Source organism: Exiguobacterium sp. SH1S21, from assembly GCF_004337175.1.
In the GTDB taxonomy this organism is placed as follows: domain Bacteria; phylum Bacillota; class Bacilli; order Exiguobacteriales; family Exiguobacteriaceae; genus Exiguobacterium; species Exiguobacterium aurantiacum_A.
Window position 1 is genome coordinate 14699 of record NZ_SJUY01000010.1, and the last position, 19567, is coordinate 34265.

Annotated in this window: 17 protein-coding genes; 8 read left to right on the forward strand and 9 right to left on the reverse strand. The window is 50.7% G+C overall.

The window, feature by feature from the left end; all coding sequences use genetic code 11:
* Positions 1-20 precede the first annotated feature (20 nt).
* From EVJ24_RS12825 to EVJ24_RS12845, 5 genes are all read right to left on the reverse strand, one after another.
* Positions 21-1064, reverse strand: coding sequence for a LacI family DNA-binding transcriptional regulator (locus tag EVJ24_RS12825; protein WP_070327828.1), 1044 nt, complete (start codon positions 1062-1064; stop codon positions 21-23).
* A gap of 49 nt (positions 1065-1113) precedes the next feature.
* Complete coding sequence (locus tag EVJ24_RS12830; protein ID WP_131441572.1) at positions 1114-2625, reverse strand: alpha-amylase family glycosyl hydrolase; 1512 nt, start codon at positions 2623-2625, stop codon at positions 1114-1116.
* A gap of 22 nt (positions 2626-2647) precedes the next feature.
* Positions 2648-3481: a sugar ABC transporter permease gene (locus EVJ24_RS12835; protein ID WP_071399256.1), complete on the reverse strand. Its 834-nt coding sequence runs from the start codon at positions 3479-3481 to the stop codon at positions 2648-2650.
* A gap of 1 nt (position 3482) precedes the next feature.
* Positions 3483-4835: a carbohydrate ABC transporter permease gene (locus EVJ24_RS12840; protein WP_071399255.1), complete on the reverse strand. Its 1353-nt coding sequence runs from the start codon at positions 4833-4835 to the stop codon at positions 3483-3485.
* A gap of 105 nt (positions 4836-4940) precedes the next feature.
* On the reverse strand, positions 4941-6206 hold the full coding sequence (locus EVJ24_RS12845) for an extracellular solute-binding protein (RefSeq protein WP_084813065.1): 1266 nt from the start codon (positions 6204-6206) through the stop codon (positions 4941-4943).
* Between the two features lie 373 nt (positions 6207-6579).
* On the opposite strand from EVJ24_RS12845, the gene EVJ24_RS12850 reads away from it, so the two are divergent.
* Entirely contained in the window at positions 6580-8364 is a 1785-nt protein-coding gene (locus tag EVJ24_RS12850; protein WP_131441573.1) for a glycoside hydrolase family 13 protein, read from the forward strand.
* 148 nt (positions 8365-8512) lie between these two features.
* On the opposite strand, the gene EVJ24_RS12855 is transcribed toward EVJ24_RS12850, so the two are convergent.
* The 3 genes from EVJ24_RS12855 to EVJ24_RS12865 form a co-directional block, all read right to left on the reverse strand.
* Positions 8513-9568 carry an alpha/beta hydrolase gene (locus EVJ24_RS12855; RefSeq protein WP_236637658.1) on the reverse strand — a complete coding sequence of 352 codons (1056 nt, stop codon included), beginning with the start codon at positions 9566-9568 and terminating at the stop codon, positions 8513-8515.
* Between the two features lie 122 nt (positions 9569-9690).
* On the reverse strand, positions 9691-10926 hold the full coding sequence (locus tag EVJ24_RS12860; RefSeq protein ID WP_131441574.1) for a sensor histidine kinase: 1236 nt from the start codon (positions 10924-10926) through the stop codon (positions 9691-9693).
* Positions 10923-11612, reverse strand: coding sequence for a response regulator transcription factor (locus EVJ24_RS12865; RefSeq protein WP_131441575.1), 690 nt, complete (start codon positions 11610-11612; stop codon positions 10923-10925). Before EVJ24_RS12865 ends, EVJ24_RS12860 begins: the two co-directional genes overlap by 4 nt.
* Positions 11613-11948: 336 nt before the next feature.
* Here EVJ24_RS12865 and EVJ24_RS12870 point away from each other — a divergent pair, with 336 nt between their 5' ends.
* Positions 11949-13307 (forward strand): MATE family efflux transporter, encoded by a 1359-nt coding sequence (locus tag EVJ24_RS12870; protein ID WP_131441576.1) that lies wholly within the window; start codon positions 11949-11951, stop codon positions 13305-13307.
* Between the two features lie 35 nt (positions 13308-13342).
* On the opposite strand, the gene EVJ24_RS12875 is transcribed toward EVJ24_RS12870, so the two are convergent.
* Entirely contained in the window at positions 13343-14080 is a 738-nt protein-coding gene (locus tag EVJ24_RS12875) for an enoyl-CoA hydratase/isomerase family protein (RefSeq protein ID WP_131441577.1), read from the reverse strand.
* 153 nt (positions 14081-14233) lie between these two features.
* On the opposite strand from EVJ24_RS12875, the gene ybaK reads away from it, so the two are divergent.
* The 6 genes from ybaK to EVJ24_RS12905 all read left to right on the forward strand — a co-directional run bounded on the left by ybaK (position 14234) and on the right by EVJ24_RS12905 (position 19475).
* Positions 14234-14698: a Cys-tRNA(Pro) deacylase gene (gene ybaK / locus EVJ24_RS12880; RefSeq protein WP_084813064.1), complete on the forward strand. Its 465-nt coding sequence runs from the start codon at positions 14234-14236 to the stop codon at positions 14696-14698.
* Positions 14699-14717: 19 nt separating this feature from the next.
* Positions 14718-15416 (forward strand): CDP-diacylglycerol--serine O-phosphatidyltransferase, encoded by a 699-nt coding sequence (gene pssA, locus EVJ24_RS12885; protein ID WP_016508135.1) that lies wholly within the window; start codon positions 14718-14720, stop codon positions 15414-15416.
* Positions 15417-15506: 90 nt separating this feature from the next.
* Positions 15507-16256: a carotenoid biosynthesis protein gene (locus tag EVJ24_RS12890; protein WP_131441578.1), complete on the forward strand. Its 750-nt coding sequence runs from the start codon at positions 15507-15509 to the stop codon at positions 16254-16256.
* Positions 16222-16920: a lysophospholipid acyltransferase family protein gene (locus tag EVJ24_RS12895; RefSeq protein WP_131441579.1), complete on the forward strand. Its 699-nt coding sequence runs from the start codon at positions 16222-16224 to the stop codon at positions 16918-16920. Before EVJ24_RS12890 ends, EVJ24_RS12895 begins: the two co-directional genes overlap by 35 nt.
* Positions 16917-17984 (forward strand): glycosyltransferase, encoded by a 1068-nt coding sequence (locus tag EVJ24_RS12900; protein ID WP_131441580.1) that lies wholly within the window; start codon positions 16917-16919, stop codon positions 17982-17984. The genes EVJ24_RS12895 and EVJ24_RS12900 overlap by 4 nt, the downstream gene beginning before the upstream one ends.
* 24 nt (positions 17985-18008) lie before the next feature.
* Positions 18009-19475, forward strand: coding sequence for a phytoene desaturase family protein (locus EVJ24_RS12905; protein WP_131441581.1), 1467 nt, complete (start codon positions 18009-18011; stop codon positions 19473-19475).
* Positions 19476-19567: the final 92 nt, after the last annotated feature.

Here is a 19567-nt window from a genome sequence, read left to right on the forward strand (position 1 = left end):
CGAAAACGGAAGGTTTCAACTCATTCAGCCGCATGGCTATTCTTTTTTTGACCACAAGACTGGCGGACGACTAGATAGTGCGGGACGATGACACGTTTCCCATACGGTGGTGCACTATCGCCGATTTGTTCGATCAGGCAGTTCGTCGCCTCGAAACCGAGACCGAAGATGTTGATCTCGACTGACGTGAGCGGCGGATTCGAATGCTCAGCGATATAAACGTTGTTGAAACTTACGACAGCGACGTCTTCAGGGATTTTTAGACCCATTTCACTGAGCGTGCTGATGACACCGAGCGCCATCATATCATCACTGACGACGACAGCCGTCGGTGGCTCATCGACGTGAAGCAACTCCCGGACCGCTTTAGCGCCGCCTTTCGTCATGAACTCGGCACGGGCGATGTAGTCTTCCCGTACCGGGATCCCGGCTTCCATAAGCGCCGTCGCGTACCCGTTGCGACGGTCTTGCGTGACGGCCAATTTATCCGATCCGCCGATGAAGGCGATGCGGCGGTGGCCGAGGTTGTACAAGTGCTTCGTCACTTCACGGCCAGCCAAGTAGTTGTCCGTATCGACGTACGTGATCGACGAGGCGTCCCCGAACGGCTTCCCGACGACGACGAACGGGAACTTCGTCTGGCGCAAATATTGGACGACTTTATCGTCTTCGCGTGAATACAGGACGATGACACCGTCGACCCGGCGACCTTGGACCATCTCGATGACACCCGATAGCACTTCTTCTTCGGTCACACCAGTCGTCATGTACAACGAATAACCGTTTTGATGGGCTTTCGTACTGATTCCGCGCAACACTTCCGGGAAGAACGGATTTTGGAGTATTTTCGTCGCCGCGCTCGGCATGACAAGACCAATCGATTGTGTCGAGCGGTTGGCGAGACTTCTTGCATGGATGTTCGGATGGTACCCGAGTTCTTCCATCGAACTACGAACACGTTCTTTCGTTTTCTGGCTAATTCGCGGACTGTTGGCGATGACGCGGGACACTGTCGACGGTGCGACGTTGGCGTGCTTGGCGACATCTTTGATCGTGATTTGCATGGTGCTCCCCCTTGCTTCCGTTAATTCATTGTTCCCTGCGACAGGGTATTCAGCTCACGCTCTTGCGGCGCTTCCACATGACCAGACCCGTCAAGAACAGCGGAATCGCGACGACGAGCAGACCAATCGTCCACATGTTCACTTCCGATTCTTCGACGACATAGGCGTTGGCGCTTTCGCCAGCGAGCTTGATGGTGAACGTGCCACGTTTTTCCGTGACAAGTTGTGAGAACAAGAGACCGCGGAGCCGTTGATTTTCACCGACTTCGCTTACCTCGAATTCAATCTCTGTATCCTCATCGTTCATATTGATGGCGTACAAGGCGACCTCATCGCCCTCGCGACGCTCGAACACGGCCATGCCGTCTTTCGATGCAATCATCCGTTGCTCTCCAGTGGCGAAGACGGGATAGTCTTCCCGCATCCGGTTCATCGTCGCGACGTATTCATGTAACTCTTCATTCCCTGGGAAATCCGTCATCACCCGGTTGGCCGGATCGGCCCCACCGGTTTGCGCGTTTTCTGTCCCTTGGAATAAAATCGGCATACCAGGCGACGCATAGAGCGTGAACAGTGCTAGGCGAAGTCGCCGTTCTGCCGACTCGGCTCCACCAAGTCCAGCGACGTGCATGAACCGCTCGACATCATGGTTGTCTAGGAACGTCGCCATTTGGTTCGGATCGTTGAAAAACGTCTCAGCGTAGCTTGCAGCCACATCGATTTCGTCGACGTTGGCGTGCTTTTGCGTCATCGTCTTCGAGACGCGATCATAGAACGTAAAGTTTGTGACGCTGTTAAATCCTAAATCGTCGTACTCAGCGACGTATTGTGGATTCGGGTCGAACACTTCGGCCAACAAGTAAAAGTCAGGGTCGACCGCCCGCACCGCTTCGACAAAATCTTTCCAAAACGGTTTGTCGACGTGGCGGACCGTATCGAGTCGATAGCCATCGATGCCGGTCTCTTCAATCCAATAGGTAGCGGCGTCGATCAAATAGTCTTTCACTTCCGGGTCTTCCGTTTTAAAGTCCGGCAAGTCGAACAACCAGTGCGTCTCGACTTGCTCTTGGTCTTGCCAAAGCACGATCGGCAACTCGTCATGGAACCAGTCCGGTCGTTCCTCGACCCACGGATGTTTCGGACCGACATGGTTGACGACGAAGTCAAGAATGACTTTCATATCGCGCTTATGCGCCTCATCGACGAGTTCTTGCAAATCTTCTTTCGTCCCAAACTGGGGATCGATGTCATAAAAATCTTTGATCCAGTAGCCGTGGTACCCGTCCGGCATGTTCTGAAACACCGGCGTCAACCAAATCGACGTAAATCCGAGCGACTCGATGTAGTCGAGCTTCTCGATTACACCTTGAATGTCGCCTCCGTGAAACGCTTTTGGATCATTCTTGTCGACTTGGTCGTTGTTGTCAGGATTCCCGTCAACGAAACGGTCGACCATAATAAAGTACATGCGTTCTTGTTCCCATGTTGCTGCTTCTTTCGCTCCGACGATTGTAGGAAACAAAAGAAGCGACAGGAGAACGAGCACGACGCCTCGCCTCATATCGCTTCCCCCTTTTTGAGTATTAACCTTTCGTACCACCCGCAGTGAGACCGGAGACGAAGTAACGTTGGAATATGAAGAACAAGAGGACGATCGGGAGGGCCGAAAGGACGGCTCCTGCCGCGAACAACGTAAAGTTGTTGTCGAATTGTCGCGAGATCATATTGTAAAGTCCAACCGCTAGCGTCTGCTTCTCAGGAGTACGAAGGACGAGCGATGCCAAGATGAAGTCGTTGAACGGGCCCATGAAGTTGAACAAGGCGATCGTTGCGACAATTGGCTTCGCGAGCGGCAAAATGATTTGCCAGAAGATACGGAGGTGACCGGCACCATCCATCCGAGCAGCCTCATCGAGCTCCTTCGGAATCGTATCGAAGTAACCTTTCGCCAGGTACGTGTTCATCGGAATCGCCCCACCGGCGTACAGCAAGATCAGCGCTGTATGCGTATCAAGAAGGCCGAGCATGTTGAGTAACACAAAAATCGCGATGATGGCAACGAATTGCGGGACCATCTGCAAGACGAGGAACAAGATGAGCGAGTTCTTCCGTCCGACGAAACGGTAACGCGAGAACACATAACCAGTAATCGTAACTAAAATTACAGCGAGCGCCATCGTGATGAAAGCGATCTTCAATGTGTTCACATACCATAAACTATAATCCGAAATTGTTAGATCAAACAAGTTTTTATAGTGAATGAGCGTTGGGTTTGATGGGATGATCGTTGACGTGATCGTACGACCCGGGTTAAATGACGTTCCTACTACCCAAAGCATCGGATAGAGAATAATGATCGACGCAAGCGTCAAGATGACATAAGAGAACGCCAAATTGATTCGTTTTTGTTTTTTCATATCAGACCATATCCTCGTCTTTGAAAGATTTTGTCCGACGGAACTGGATGACGGCTAGTGTCATGATGAAGAATGACAAGATGAGCGTGATCGCAGCCGCAAGTCCGTATTGCGGGTTAGCCCCGAGCGACAATTTGTAAATCCATGAAATCAAGATGTCGGTACCACCGGCAGTTTGTCCTGGGACAGCCGGCCCACCACCGTTGAAGAGATAGATGATGTTAAAGTTGTTAAAGTTGAACGTGAACTGCGTGATGAGAATCGGTGCTGTTGCGAACAAGAGCATCGGCAATGTGATCAGACGGAACTTATCAAAGATGTTCGCGCCGTCAATCGTCGCAGCTTCATATAAGTCACCCGGAATCGACTGCAAGACACCGGTCATGAGCGTCATGATGAACGGGAAACCGAGCCACCATTGAATCAAGATGAGCGCACTACGTGTCGCTGTCGGGTCGGTCATCCAGCTAATCGGATCGAGACCGAAGGCCGGCAGGATTGTCGTATTGAACACACCGAACGACTCGTTGAACATCGAGCGGAAAATCAAGATCGTGATGAACGCTGGTACGGCCCATGACAAGATCAAGATTGAACGGAACAAGCGACGGAACCGAAGTCCTTCTTGGTTTAACAGAACGGCAAGGAAAATCCCGATTGCGATGACACCTACCGTCGAAGCGACCGTCCAGACGAGCGTCCAACCGAGAACGCCGACGAACGTGTCGCGCCAAATGTCGATTTCAAAGATGCGCGTAAAGTTTTCGAACCCGATCCACTCGACGAGTTTTGCCGGTGGGGCGTTGTTGTAACGATAGTTCGTGAACGCGATCAAGAACGTAAAGATCAGCGGCAACACGACTGTGAAGACGAGCAAGATGAGCGACGGGATCAACATCAAGTATGGGAATCCATGGTCGCGCAAGTTGCGAAGTTGCACTTGGAACGTTGGCACGTTTAGGTGCTGATCACGAATGCGACCGACTCGGTAAGCGTCACGAATGTTCCAAATGTAGAACGCGATACCGAAGAACAGTAAGATTATTGCGACAATACCTTCTACCATCAAGAAGATGGAGTGGTCGTTACGAGGTCCTGCTACTTCGCCAAGCGTGATCAATCCCCAAAGGCCACCACGGTCACCAGGTCCGGCGCCCGCCCCTTTGAAAAACAGATCGTAGTTTACTGCAAAATAAGACATGATGACGATAAAGAACGCGATCGCCTTCGCACGTTGGTTGTTATAGAACTGCCCTGCTCCCGGAATGATCGAGAGTAATGCGGCGTTCCGAGCATGATTGGTCGGTTTGTCCGGTCGTTGTTCCGGTGTTTTTGGGTTCGGAATTGAAGCCATCCTCAATTTCTCCTTTCAATTTGAGCAAATCAATCGAGCAAGCGTTTGCTCAATTTCAGAAAATGATGGGGAACGCCATGTGGCGTACCCCGTCATTTCACATCCTTATTGGTTGTTTGCTTGGATTTGTTGCTCGATGACTTTAACAGCATCGTCAGCTGATTTTTGTGCATCTTGCTTGCCAGTCGCTACGAGCTGAAGCGCTTGTGCCATTGGCTCCCAAACTTGTCCCATTTCAGGAATGTTAGGCATTGGGATTGCATTTGTCGCTTGATCGAATACCGCTTTCGCAACTTCGTTCGCCGTGATTGTCTCATTCGTCTCGAGTGCTGCTACCGGTGGGATCTCGTTGTATGCTTCAAACATTTTCAATGCGTTCTCTTCATTTGTAAGTTCTGCGAGGAACATTTCAGCCCACTCTTGGTTCTCAGTGTAAGCAGAGAGTGCATATGTTTTCACACCCATGAACGTCTTGATTGGCTCACCGTTCGGAAGTGTTGGCATCGCCGCCGCTCCGAGGTTGACGCCAGCATCTTCGTAACCAGCAACAGCCCAAGGTCCGTTCATAACTGTGTGTGCTTTCTTCTCAGTGAAGAGTTGGTCCATCGCTTGGCCACCAGACTCGCCGATCAATCCTTTAGGGAAGAGGCCTTCTTGGTACCATTTGCCGATGTAGTCGAATCCTTCAACTGCGCCTTCGTTGTTCAAGCCGATGTCGGTTGGGTCGAGCGCGCCGCCGTCTTCTTTGAAGACGTAACCGCCGAAGCCAGCAACTACACCGTGAGCGAAGTAGAAGTTATCCCAAAGACCGAGGAAGCCGTACTCGCCTTTATCTTTAAGATCTGTAGACAACTTGTAAAGGTCGTCCATTGAAGCAGGAGCTTCTGAAACCAAATCCTTGTTGTACATGAGGACTGGTGTTTCAACTGATTTAGGATAGCCGTAAGCTTGTCCGTCGAACATGACAGCCGATTTCGAAGCATCTGTGAATGCTTCGAGCGCACCTTCGTCAGCGAGCGGTGCCAAGTGACCTTGGTCAGCGATCGTGCCGATTTGGTCATGCGGTACGAGAACGATATCTGGACCTTTACCAGCTGGGCCGTCAAGCGCCAACTTGTCTTTTTGGTCCGTCATTTGAACTTCGACGACTTCTACTGCGACGCCGTGTTCTTCTTCAAACGCTTTCGCAACTTCTTTCGTCGTTTCCGACTTTTCAATATCTTCCCAAATTACGATTTTTTCTGGCTTGTTCTCGCTAGTAGAACCGCCTTCGTTAGTAGAACCGTTATCCGTACCGCCACCACATGCAGCAAGTGCACCGAATGCTAATACTGCTGTTGAAAGTCCTGCTACCATTTTTTTCATCTTCATGATGAAAAACCTCCCCAAGGAAATTAGTATGGTCAGATTTGCGCACACGTACTGAACGACTGATTTTAATCAACTCCGCTACGAAATCAGTCATTCAGTGAAAACGTTTGCATCCTCACCTCAATTTTTATTATACAGTTGTGTAAGCGTTTTACAAGACTTTTTTTTTCGATTTATTCTCGTAGGTATCCCATTTATCTCTTTTTTAACTTTTATACGTTCAATTGTTCAATAATTGTCGTGAACAGTGATTGACAAAATGTAAACGCTTTATTACCCTTTGCTTGAGCAAACGTTTTCGCAACTGTCATTTCTTTTCGGAACAGACAGTGTAAAATGGTTACAACTCCAATCGAGAAAGGAACGATTTCACTTGATCAAAGAAGCTATTTATCATCGCGCCATGTCCCCTTTCGTTTATAAGTACGACCGGGAAACGATCCATATTCGGTTTCATACGAAAAGAAATGATATCCAATCTGTTGACTTAATTTGGAACGACCCATACGACTGGCATTCAGAAGACCCGGCGATGTGGAACTTTGACCCGGACAAGCCGAGCTACTGGCGCACGTTCGAGACACCAATGGAACAAATCGGCCACGACGACCAGTACGACTACTGGTTCATCGCGATCAAGCCGCCGTTCCGTCGCCTCCGTTACGGGTTCCGGCTCCATGACGGCAACGAGACGGCCGTCTATACGGAAAAAGGCTGGTTCGAAGATAAACCGCTCGACGATACGGGTTATTACTTCTGTGTCCCGTTCATCAACCCGATCGACATCTTCCATGCCCCGTCATGGGTCAAGGATACGGTCTGGTATCAAATCTTCCCTGACCGGTTCGCGAACGGCGACGCGTCACTCGATCCTGAAGGGACGCTCGCCTGGAACAGCACCGAGCCAACGATCACAAACTTCTTCGGTGGCGACTTCCAAGGCATCATCGATCATATGGACCACATCGTCGAACTCGGGATCACCGGCATTTACTTCTGCCCGATCTTCAAAGCGACGACGAACCATAAATACGACACGCTCGATTATATGGAAATCGACCCGCAGTTCGGGACGAAAGAGCAGTTCAAACAATTGGTCGACTTGCTTCATGAGAACGGGATCAAAGTCATGCTCGATGCGGTGTTCAATCACGTCGGCTACAATCATCCTTGGTTCTTAGACGTCGTCGAGAACGGGCCTCATTCCGAGTATCGCGACTGGTTCTATCTCCGCGACTTCCCGATCGAGACGGCACCGAAGCCGAACTACGATACGTTCGCTTTTGAGAAGAACATGCCGAAGATCAACACCGAACACCCGGCGTTGAAAGCTTATCTATTAGATGTAGCCCGTTATTGGGTCGAAGAGTTCGGCATCGACGGTTGGCGCCTAGACGTCGCGAACGAGGTCGACCACGCGTTCTGGCGTGACTTCCGTCGCACTGTAAAAGAAGCGAATCCCGAAGCTTACATCCTCGGTGAGATTTGGCACGATGCCCAACCGTGGCTTCAAGGCGACCAGTTCGATGCGGTTATGAACTATCCGTTCACGAACGCGAGCTTAAACTACTTCGCGCTCGACCGGACGACGGCGTCGGAGTTCCGGGATGAGTTGACGCGCGTCGAGATGATGAACACGATGAACGTGAACGAAGTGACGTTCAACTTGATCGACTCTCACGACACCCCACGAGCCCTCACTCGGGCAAAAGGGCATAAAGGGAAGTTCAAACTCCTCATGACTTCGATGCTCACGTATACGGGTAGTCCATGTATTTACTATGGTGATGAGATCGGGCTCGAAGGCGAGCAAGATCCGGGCTGCCGCCGCTGCATGCCGTGGGACGAGGCCGAGGAAGACCGTGACTTGTTCCGCTTCGTCCAGAAGTTGATCCAGCTCCGCAAAGATCATCCGGTGCTCGCGAACGGCGGATCGTACCGGTTCAACCTCGTCGATGATGAAGACAACGCCCTCATCGTCGAACGGAGTTCGAAAGACGATACGTATTTGATTTACTTCAATAACTCAGATACGGTGTCTAAACTCAACCCGCTTTGGCACACAGGCGGTGCCCATGATTTACTGAACGACCGGGACGTCGACTCGCTCGAACTTGAACTCGCACCGTATAGCGCATCCATTTTGAAACTGAAATGACGACGTTTGACCACCCATTTGCGAGAATACTGAACAACTTCAAATGATTTTAAGCAGAGGAGCGTCATCCCGGATGGGATGACGCTCCTCTGCTTTCATGATTGAGTTCGCCCTTTCTACCTTGTGTTCGCGAAAACGGGGCTACCAATTATTTTAAGACACTGTCCAGAAACTCGAAAACTAATTGAACATTCTCTTCCGCATCAAACTGTTCGCCACCATGTCCGGCACCCTCAAGGAGAGTTAATGACACTTTTTCTTCTCCTAAAACTGCTTTAAGTTTTTCAGCGAAGTCGATTGACTGTTGGGTCGGAACGTTTTGGTCCGCTGTCCCGTGTTGGATGAAGAAATACGGATCATCCTTAGAAATATAGTTTGCGGGGTTAGCCTTCTCGGTCTGTTCTACATTTTCAGTAATGTTTTCCCCAATATATTTGCTCTCGGGAGACGAATCCGAGCTTGTCGCACCCATCTTAGGTGTGACACCTGCTGCTTCAAACTGCTCATCCATTTTTAAGAACTCGAGTGGGCCGAACCAATCGACAACCGCCTGGACTTCAGAGCTGTATTCCAAGTTTTCTTCGTTGTCACCGTTCAAATATTCGTCATTCGAACTTGTACCCGCCAAAGCTGCAAGGTTTCCTCCTGCGCTGTCACCCCAGACCACAATATTTTCGGGATCCAGGTTGTACTTTTCGGCATTTGCTTTGACGTAGCGGATTGCAGCTTTTACATCACTGATAGCGGCCGGAAAAGCAGCCTCTTCCGACAGGCGATAGTCTACAGATACTACCGCGTAGCCGTTCTCCACGCCTTTTAGCATGGATGAGACATCTCCCCCAGTCTTGCTTCCCATCATGAAGCCTCCACCATGGATTGCCACGATGACAGGGAAAGGACCTTCACCTTCATTTGGCAAATAAATATCTAATTTTTGTGTATCCGATTGGTCGGCATAAGATAAATCGGTATATTTCGTCTCGATGTTTGATGTATCCAGTTGATCCATTCCAAATCCTCCACCGCCTGAACCGTCCCCTTGAGGTTTTTGTCCACTTTTTTCATTCGCTACAGTTGGACTTTCGGCCGTCTGGCTCTCGGAAACGTTGGAAGAAGTTGAATTTTCTGTCGTCTCTCCTGAGCAACCTGCCAAAAGTCCCATCACTAAAGTAGTTGATAGTAATAAGTATCCTGTCTTTTTCATGTCTTACCACTCCCATTGATTTAATGTTTTTATAAGGACTACAGTCCCTTAAGAACATCGTAGCAAGAGAGTTGGGCATAAAAATGGCATAAACATGTGAAGCGATGATTTTTATTAAGTTTTCAGGATCGCTTCAACGTGATAGAAAATATTGATCCTGCTTCTATGTTGCTTTCCACAGTTATTTCCTCACCCAGTTGCCTCATAATTTCATAGGCAATCGACAAGCCTAGTCCACTCCCCCGACTATCTCTGGATAGGTCTTCCTTATGAAATCGTTCGAAAATAAGCGAGAGTTGATCTTTTGGAATACCAGGCCCATCATCTCGGATTGAAATCGTTACCCGTTGACTGTCATATTTGGCTTCGATAAAGATATTTCCACGAGAGAATTTGATCGCGTTGTCAAGTAAAATGGTGAGGACTTGAATGATTCGGTCCTCATTCGTATATACCAGTGGTAGTGTAGGGATGTTATCAGCAATCTGTAACTGGATATCTAAATCTTCGGCCAAAGCAAGGAATGGTTCAGCTGCATTTCCGACCACTTGTCCAGTGTCTACACTTGTTCGATCAAAGACCGACGTACCGCTTTGCAACCGAGACAACTCTAACAAATCGTTGATCAGCTTTTCTAACCGTGCACTTTCCCTCAAGATGATTCGATAGTAATGATGAGTCTTTTCAGGCGAATTCACCATCCCGTCTGCCAATGTTTCGGTCAAAGCCTTGATTGATGATATCGGACTTTTTAGCTCGTGACTAATATTTGCCACATAGTCTTTCCGCATTTGATCGAGCTGATTTCGCTCTTTAATAAAAAGTCGCAAAAAGATAATAATCACAAGTGTCCCTATCGTCAATGTAGTGAAGAAGACGAGATAAAATCCTTGGAGCGCGGCTTTGTAATCAGAAGCAGGCTTTAATAAAAAAATCACCCCGGTCACATTTCCATTTTGAACGAGCGGCTCACCTATAACGATCGAACTCGATGGAAGTCCAGGAATGTCCCTAAGCTCAGCTATCTCGTTTCCGTTAATCAACGAAGGGATATATGAGACCAGCGTTTCATCGATTCGCACATCTTCGAATAAAAAATCTGTGTCGACCGTCTCGTTGAAGCTATCTATTTCTTCGCCATAAATATCATAGGCTTTGACGATATAAAAGTTGTACTTCGAGAGTTTATCGCCGTTCGAAACGTCTTCCTCAATTTCAAGCAAGTGCGGTTGCAGTTCTTCGATTTTCGATTGAAGGAAATAATATCGGATTGCCATCGCTCCCAGAAGTTGGCCAATAATAAAGATCAATAGAATAATTAGAACAATAAACAACTTTCTCCCATAAACTTTCTTCATCCCATTATCTCGATTTTATATCCGACCCCATAAACAGATCTGATTATAAATCCAGTATCTAGATCGCCAATCTTTTGCCTTATCCGTTTAATCAACGTATCGACCGCGCGAATATCTCCGGGGTAATCATAACCGAATACTCGATCGAGAAGTTCTTCACGACTCATGACTTTCCCTACGTTGGTCATCAAGTTAGCCATAAGTTTTATTTCTTTCGGCGTTAAATCGACGGTTTCTCCTTGAATTCTAGCTTCATATGTTTCCAAGCTGATCGTAAAGTTTCCGGCTCTATGTTTAGGTTCGTGTTCTTTTGGACCGTGGACTCGTCTTAAAATCGTTTTTATTCTGGTGACAACTTCCCTAGGTGAAAAAGGCTTCGTCAAGTAATCATCTGCTCCGATTTCCAGTCCTAATATGCGGTCGTTTTCTTCCCCACGGGCACTCAACATCAGAATAGGCAGGCTACTTGATTCCCGAATTTTTTTGCAGACCTCAGTTCCAAATAGTCCCGGTAGCATGATGTCTAATACAATCAAATCAACCGTCTTGCTGCCAATCATTTTTAACGCATCTTCTCCATTATAGACTGAGATAGATTCCATACGCTCGGCTTCCAAATATGCACGAATGCTTTCATGAACAGCGATATTATCATCACAGATCATGATACAAATCTTTCTCTCCATATCCGCTCCTCCTATTTTGCACTACACATCAGTCACATATCATTTCTATTATAAACGAAAAATATTCTCACTTCATAAAGTCCTAACTAAGGTACTTATGCTTGTTGTCAGAACACAAGTTAAAAGTATTAAAAAAGTTGTTCTAGATCATCATCTTTGGAATTCTGTTTCCACAGATGAATATTTCTTTCGCAACAAGATGTTCATCACCCTGTCCATGAAAATAATTTAGTAAACCCCCTTTCTTTTTCATTTCAAAAGGAGTAACATGACCATTGTAATTTTTAAAAGATAAATATTTCATATAAAGAATTTTTGAACAAAAGGGGAACATTCATGCCAACCAAAGACACTGAACAGCTCAGCCTATTTAAAATCTCGTGGCCGATCTTCATCGAGCTCGCGCTCCACATGGGGACCGGGATCATCGCCACGCTCATGCTCGCCCAGTATTCCGATGCCGCCGCTTCAGCGGTCGGCGTCGCCAACCAATTGTTGAACGTTTTCTTGATCGTCTTTAGCGTCACCTCGGTCGGTGCGACGATCTTGATTGGTCAGGCGATCGGTGCCGGTCGGATGAAGAAGAGCCGGGACCTTGCCCGCTCTGCCGTCAGCTTGAACATGTGGCTCGGCGTCGTCATGGTCGTCGTCGTCTTCTTGTTCGGCGAGACGTTTCTTCGCCTGTTCGGCCTGTCGGATGAACTGTTCGACTACGGCCTATTGTTCTTACAAATCGTCGGCTTATCGCTCTTCACCGAAGCGCTCATCATGGCGCTCAGCGCGGTGTTGCGCAGTCATGGTATGACAAAACACGCCATGCTCGCGACGCTCTTGATCGATGTCATCACGGCGGTAGGAGCCATGCTCGCCGTGACAGGCTGGTTCGGTCTCCCGGTGACAGGTGTCGCCGGTGTCGCCTGGGCCATCGTCATCGCTCGCTTCTCGGCCATGGTACTGTTGTTTTGGATCGTTAAACGCCGCCTCCTGATGCGTTTCCCGATCAAAGAGTTAATCCGTCCAAAACGCGATGATATTCAGGCACTCTTACAAATCGGTGTTCCGTCGGCGGGAGAGAACTTGTCGTATCAGTTTTCACAAATCGTCATCACCGGCTTCATCGCGACGATGGGTGACGCCTCCCTCGCCGCTCGCGTCTACGTGATGAACTTATCGATGCTCGCATTTTTGTTCACGGTCGCCATCGCCCAAGGGACACAGCTGTTGATTGCCCGCGACGTCGGCGGGAAGCGGTTCAAGGAGGCGTATACCCGAGCAGTCCGGACGTTGAAGATTGCCATGTTCTCTTCGCTCGTCGCCTCGCTCGGCCTCGCCGTGTTCGGGAAATCCTTGCTCGGCTTGTTCACGTCGAACCCGGACATCATCGCCGTCGGTATCCCGATCCTATGGGCGACGCTCATTCTTGAGCCGGGTCGCGCCATGAACATCGTTCTAATGGGGTCACTCAAGTCGGTCGGAGACGTCCGCTTCCCGGTCATGATTGGGATCGCCTCGATGTGGGGCGTCGCCGTCGTCTTCAGTTACTTGTTCGGGATTCAAATGGGACTCGGTGTGCTCGGGATTTGGCTTGCGTTCTCGCTCGACGAGTGGTTCCGCGGCTTCTTCGCTTTCCGACGGTGGAAGTACGGCAAATGGCAACAAAAAGGCTTCCAGTTCGAAGCCAAACCATCCTCTTGAACGAATAAGGGAAGCGGTCAACACGACCGCTTCCCTTATTTTTTACTTAAAAATGCTTGCATCGCCCGTTGATGTACCTCGGTCTTGCCGCATTCCCGTTGCCAGTGGATCTCTTGTGCGAGCCCATCTTCGAACGATGACTCGCGAAGGAGCGCCTTCATCCCTTGTACGGCCGTCGGTGATTTTGCCGCGAGCGTCTCGGCGTAGGCCGTGAGACGGGCAAGATACGCCTCATCCTCGATGAGTTCAGTGACGAGACCGAACGCCTCAGCCCGTTCGGCGTCGATCGTGCTGCCGCTCCACATCCAATCGAGCGCGACGTCTTGGCGCATCAAACGACGCAAATGATATGGACCACCGGCGTCGGCTACGAGGCCGATCTTGATGAACGCCGAGCTGAACTTCGTCGAACGGGCGACGAGGCGAACGTCGGCAGCAAGCGCTAGACTGAGTCCTGCCCCAGCGACGACACCGTGGATGCCGGCAATGATTGGCTTCCGGCAATCCGAGAGTGCCCGGACGAGCGGATGGTAGACGTCCTCTAAATACGTGCCATAATCGGCGTCACTCTCGATCGTCAAGTCTTGACCGGACGAGAAGGCGCGCCCTTCCCCGATCAGCACGATGACCCGGACCGATTCGTCGGCTTCAAGTTGTTCGAGCGCCTGCCTCGCTTCGCGCAACAACGTCTCGTTCAGCGCGTTCAACTTTTCCGGACGGTTCCATTTGAGCCAGCCTACCCCGTTGTGCCGTTCCACTTGAATTGTTTCCATGAAATAATCCCCCTTTAAAAAAATGAATCACTGTTCATTTCTCTATCGGCCATTCTGTTTCCTTCCTGACACCAAAACTTTTCAAGTTCGATTGCCCGACGCTACCACTATTTGCTATTCTTAGGGGAGTCGTTCAACGAAAGGGTGGGACTGGTGCAACTGACGAATGCCGCAAGACAATTAAAACAACGGAACATCCCGTTCACTTATCTGTCTTATGTAGTGGATGAGTCCGATGTCTCCGCAAAACATGTCGCCGCATCACTCGATAAGCCGCTCGACCAACTGTATAAGACGATTTGCCTCGAGAACGAGCAGCGGAAGTACGCCTTCTTCCTCATCTCAGGAGATTTAGATATCGATTTAAAGGCGGCCGCTAAAGCGTGGGGCGCGAAGAAAGCGTCGCCCGTCCCGATGAAAGAGCTTGAAACGCTGACCGGCTACATCCGCGGCGGCGTCTCACCGATCGGAGCGAAAAAGCGCTTCCCCGTCTTCTTGCATGACAGCGCGAAACAAAAAGACAAGATCATCATCTCGGCTGGAAAACGCGGCTATCAGATCGAATTAACACCGGACGACTTGATCCGCTTCACGGACGGCCGCTGGTTTACTCAATGACAAAGATGGAGGCAATACTATGTGGAAAGAACGAATCCGATCGTGGGTTCCTAACTCATTTACATTCGGTAACTTATTTTGTGGCGTCCTCGCCATCGTCTACGCCGCGCGTGGCGATTTCTCGAATGCGACACTCCTGATCATCATCGCGATGATGCTCGACAGCCTCGACGGCCGCCTCGCCCGTATGCTCGGGGTAGACGGTGACTTCGGAAAAGAGCTTGATTCGCTCGCTGACGTCGTCACGTTCGGCGTCGCCCCGGCGCTGCTCGCTTACTATACGTTCTTTATCGATTACGGAAACTACGGGCTCTTCTTCGCTGCCCTATTCCCGCTCTTCGGCGCCTATCGCCTAGCCCGGTTCAACTTGTCGGCGACGAACGTCACGGCCAGCTATTTCTCAGGCGTCCCGATCACGGCAGCCGGTGGACTGCTCGCCGTCGTGACGACGTTTGGCGACCGCGTCAACGAACTGCTCACCCCGATCTTCTTTACCGGTCTCGCCTTGCTCATGGTGAGCCGGGTTCGTATTCCGAGTTTTAAAGACGTGCCGTTGCCGCGTCACTCGTTCATCATCACGTTCAGTCTCGTCTATTTGACATATATGACGTTCGCCCGGTGGAAAGAATGGCCGACATTTTGGTTCATCGCCATCCCGTTCTACATCCTGTTCATCGCTTTCTCATTTGTGAAAAAACGGAAGCGCATGGCGAATTAATGAGTCCCTCTAACAGGGGCTCTTTTTTTGTGCATGCATTCATTAGACGGATGTCGAAAACCTCTTTAGAATAGAAGGTGAGGTGATTTGATGAAAGTGTATCCATGGATTTGGAAATTGTTTTTAGTCTGGTACGTCGTCGGCGTTGTTCTCGTCGGCTTTGATTTACTGCCGAGTTGGCTCGAATGGGCGAACCCGGTCTTCTTATGGCTTGCCGGCCTCATCGGAGGATTTGTTATTGCCGACGGGGTCCGTCACGCCCGTTTCATCGTGCCGTTCATCTTTTTCGGCTCGATCGCCGTCGAGACGCTCGGTGTCAAAACCGGGTTCCCGTTCAGCGAGTACCTTTATGCCGAAGCGTTCGGTCCGACCGTGTTCGGCGTACCGGTCACGATTGGCGCGGCTTGGCTCGCCGTCATCGGCGCGAGCTTCGCTGTCGCCCGCCTGTTCGCGTTCAAGCGACGGACGCTCTGGCTCGTCCCATTCCTCGCGGTCTGGTTAGACATGGCGATCGATCCGGTCGCAGCCAACGTGAAAGGTTACTGGGAATGGGCAAATGATGGTCTCTATTATGACATCCCGACGCAAAACTTCGTCGGATGGTTCGGACTGTCGCTCATCTTCTCATGGTTACTCGACCGCTTCGAAATCGAAGCGGAGCCGACTTTACTTATGCACGGACGCTACTTGTTCGTCATGCTTCACGCCTTGTTCGGCGTCACCGCGGTCAACGCCGGTCTTTACGGAATCGGTGTGCTAAGTCTTGTAACGGCAAGCGTCATCTATTTGGAACGGAGGTTGCGTCATGATCGAAGCGAACAAAAAGAAATGGTTCAGTAACATCTTTTCAACGTTCGTCAAAGAACACCAGATTCGACCGTTCTTTCACACGATCAACGTTCGGGCTGATGACGTTCCGACACCAGGCCTCTTTTTAAGCACACACAGCTCGTGGTGGGACGGACTCATCTTGCTCATGTTGAACGAGTACTATTTACGCCACGATGTTCATGTCCTGATGGATGAGGACGGATTGCGACGCTTTCCGTTCTTCCGTCACTTAGGCGCCTTTTCAATCAAAAAAGGCAAGTTATCCGACATTCGTGCTTCTCTCAATTATGCCAATCAGCTCTTGTCCGTTGGGAAATCGGTGTGGGTGTTCCCGCAAGGCCGCGAATACCCGCAAGAGCACCGGCCGCTTGAGATTGGGACGGGTGCGACGATGCTACTCGCAAAACCTGAGGTCCGGCTTTGTGCCATCTACTACGCGTTCGCGTCGCATGCGTCCCCGGTCGTCTACGTCCGGTTCCGGACCCACACCGTCGTCTCGACGACACGTCGGGAGCAAAAGCAAGAGCTCGCGAAAGCGCTCGAACGGCTCTATGACGACACGCGCGCCGATGTGATCACCCAGTCGGACCGGTACATGTCGTTGTTCCCGCCACGACGCGGGCTCGCCGACTGGACGGAGCACTTGCTCAACATCGGGAGGAGGCAACGATGATCCTATTCGTGCTCACTGGACTCATGTTTCTCTTCACGTTGGTCAACTTGGCATTTCTTCGTCCGCTCACGGCCCCGATCCCGGTGCCGCCGACCGCGATTTGCATTCCTCTCCGCAACGAAGAGCGGAACGTCCCGAAATTGATCAACAGTTTAAAGCCGGCCCTCACCGCCGGCTGTCACGTCTACTTATATGAGGATCGCTCTGAGGACGGGACGTACGACGCGCTCGTGCGGGAAATCGCCTCGGACGACCGGTTCACGATCTTGCGCGGTGTGCCGCTCACCGACGGCTGGTCCGGAAAAGTACACGCCTGTCATCAATTGGCGACGCAGACCCGTGAGCCTTACTTATTGTTTCTCGACGCCGATGTAACCATTGATCCGAGCTTTGTCGGTCGCATGCACGGAACGCTCGTCCGGGAAGGCGCCGTCTTTCTATCCGGCTTCCCCCGCTTTCCGACGCCGACGTGGCTCGGTAAACTGCTCATTCCGATGCAACACGTCTTGATCGCCCAGCACTTGCCGCTGTTTTGGCGAAAAGTGAGACATCCCGCCTTCGCCGCCGCGAACGGGATGAACGTCTTGGTCGAACGGGCTAGTTACGAGGAAGTCGGCGGTCACGCCTCAATCCACGACTCCCTGATTGATGATATCGATTTATGCCGCGAATTTAAGCGCCGTAAAAAAGTGACGTCGCTCGTCAACGTCTCGCCTTATATCACATGCGATATGTATGCGACGAACGAGGAAGTCTGGAACGGGTTTTCAAAAAACGTATTCAAGGGAATGAATGAAGCAGTGGGCATCGCCCTTTATTTTTCCCTTTACTACGGCGTCCAGTTATCGGCGTTCGTCTTCCTGCTCATCCGACCAGACTGGATATCGCTCGGAGCGAGCCTGTTCGTCTTGTTCGCACGGCTAGCCATCGACTTGAAGTCGGGCGGACGCCATTTTTGGCTCCATCCGTTCAGTCTCGTTGCCTACCTCGTCCTACTCACGAACGCGGTCGTCCGAAAATGGAGACGAAAGCCGATCACTTGGAAAGGCCGGATGTATCATTAGAAAATTGTTAGGAGGCGCATTGCAATGAAACAAATCGCTATTATCGGGGCCGGTCTCGGAGGCCTGAGCGCCGCCGTCACACTAGCGGCTCGCGGGTACGATGTGACCGTCATCGAAAAAAATGAACACGTCGGTGGTAAGCTCATGCCAATCATCACGGACGGTCACCGCTTCGACTTCGGGCCAAACACGATCACGATGCCGGACGTGTTCCGTTCCGTCATCCGGAACAGCGGAGCCAACCCAGAGGATTATTTCGAACTCGTCAAACTCGACTCGCATACGGTCAATCACTTCTCCGACGGGTCGACGTTCACGTTCCACTCCGAACGGGAACAAATGGAAGCTGAAGTCCGGCGCTTGACCGGTGACAAAGCCGACAAAAATCAATTGGCGGCGTACTTGGACGAGGCTGAAAAGCTATTTGAGATTGCCAACAATCGTTTCTTCACTCGAATGGACACAAAAATCGATACCGGTCTTTGGGCTGATATGATGAAAGTCCATCCGCTTAAGAGTTTGCACGCGCTCCATAAAAAATATTTTAAAGATCCGCGCATCATCCAAGCACTCGACCGTTACGCGACGTATATCGGCAGCAGCCCTTACGTCACACCCGGCACGTTCGCCTTGATCTCACATCTCGAGTTGAACGATGGCGTCTATTTCGCCAAAGGCGGGAACTGGACGATTGCCAAAGGATTCGCCAAACGTGCGAGCGAGCTCGGTGTCGAATTCCGACTCGGCCATGAGGTCACAAAGATTGAAGTGATGAACGGTAAGGCGCATGCTGTCGTCATCGACCATGAAGAAGTCATGTCTTGCGATGCCGTCCTTTTGAACGGGGAACTGCTGACCCAATATCCTCGGCTCGTCGATGCGGTCCATCGTCCATCGTTCCCGGTACCGACCCGGGATACGGTCGAGCCATCCGTCTCTGCTTTCGTCATGATGGTCGGACTGAACAAACGTCTAAATCTCGCTCATCATAACGTCTACTTCGCGGACGATTACGAGGCTGAGTTCCGTGCCTTGTTCGACGAAGAACGCTACGCCGACGAACCGACGATCTACATCTCGAACTCGTCCTACACCGACCCGTCCATGGGTGAGGCCGGGGACAATCTGTTCATCCTCGTCAACGCTCCGGCCCACTTGACCGACATCGATGCCGAGACGTATGAACATTTGATCCGTCGACGGCTGCGCACATTCGGCGTCGACTGGGACGATGCTGACGTCTTGTTCCACCGCCGCGTGACCCCGCTTGACTTGACGCGTGATTTTTATGCGTATTACGGCTCGTTGTACGGAACGTCGGCAAACTCGAAAAAAGGTGCGTTTTTCCGTCCGCCCTCGCGCTCGGAAGACGTCTCAAACATCTGGTTTGCGGGTGGATCGACCCACCCTGGAGGCGGCAGCCCAATGGTGACGCTTTCAGGACAATTCGCTGCTCGTTCGATGTTGGAGGACATACCTCTGACAATTTGAACATTTTGTGAACAGAGGATTCGACACTTGTCGACAAGTCACAGACGTGATAACATCATATCGAGTTCAAGCAGTATTGTAACGTTTGTTAC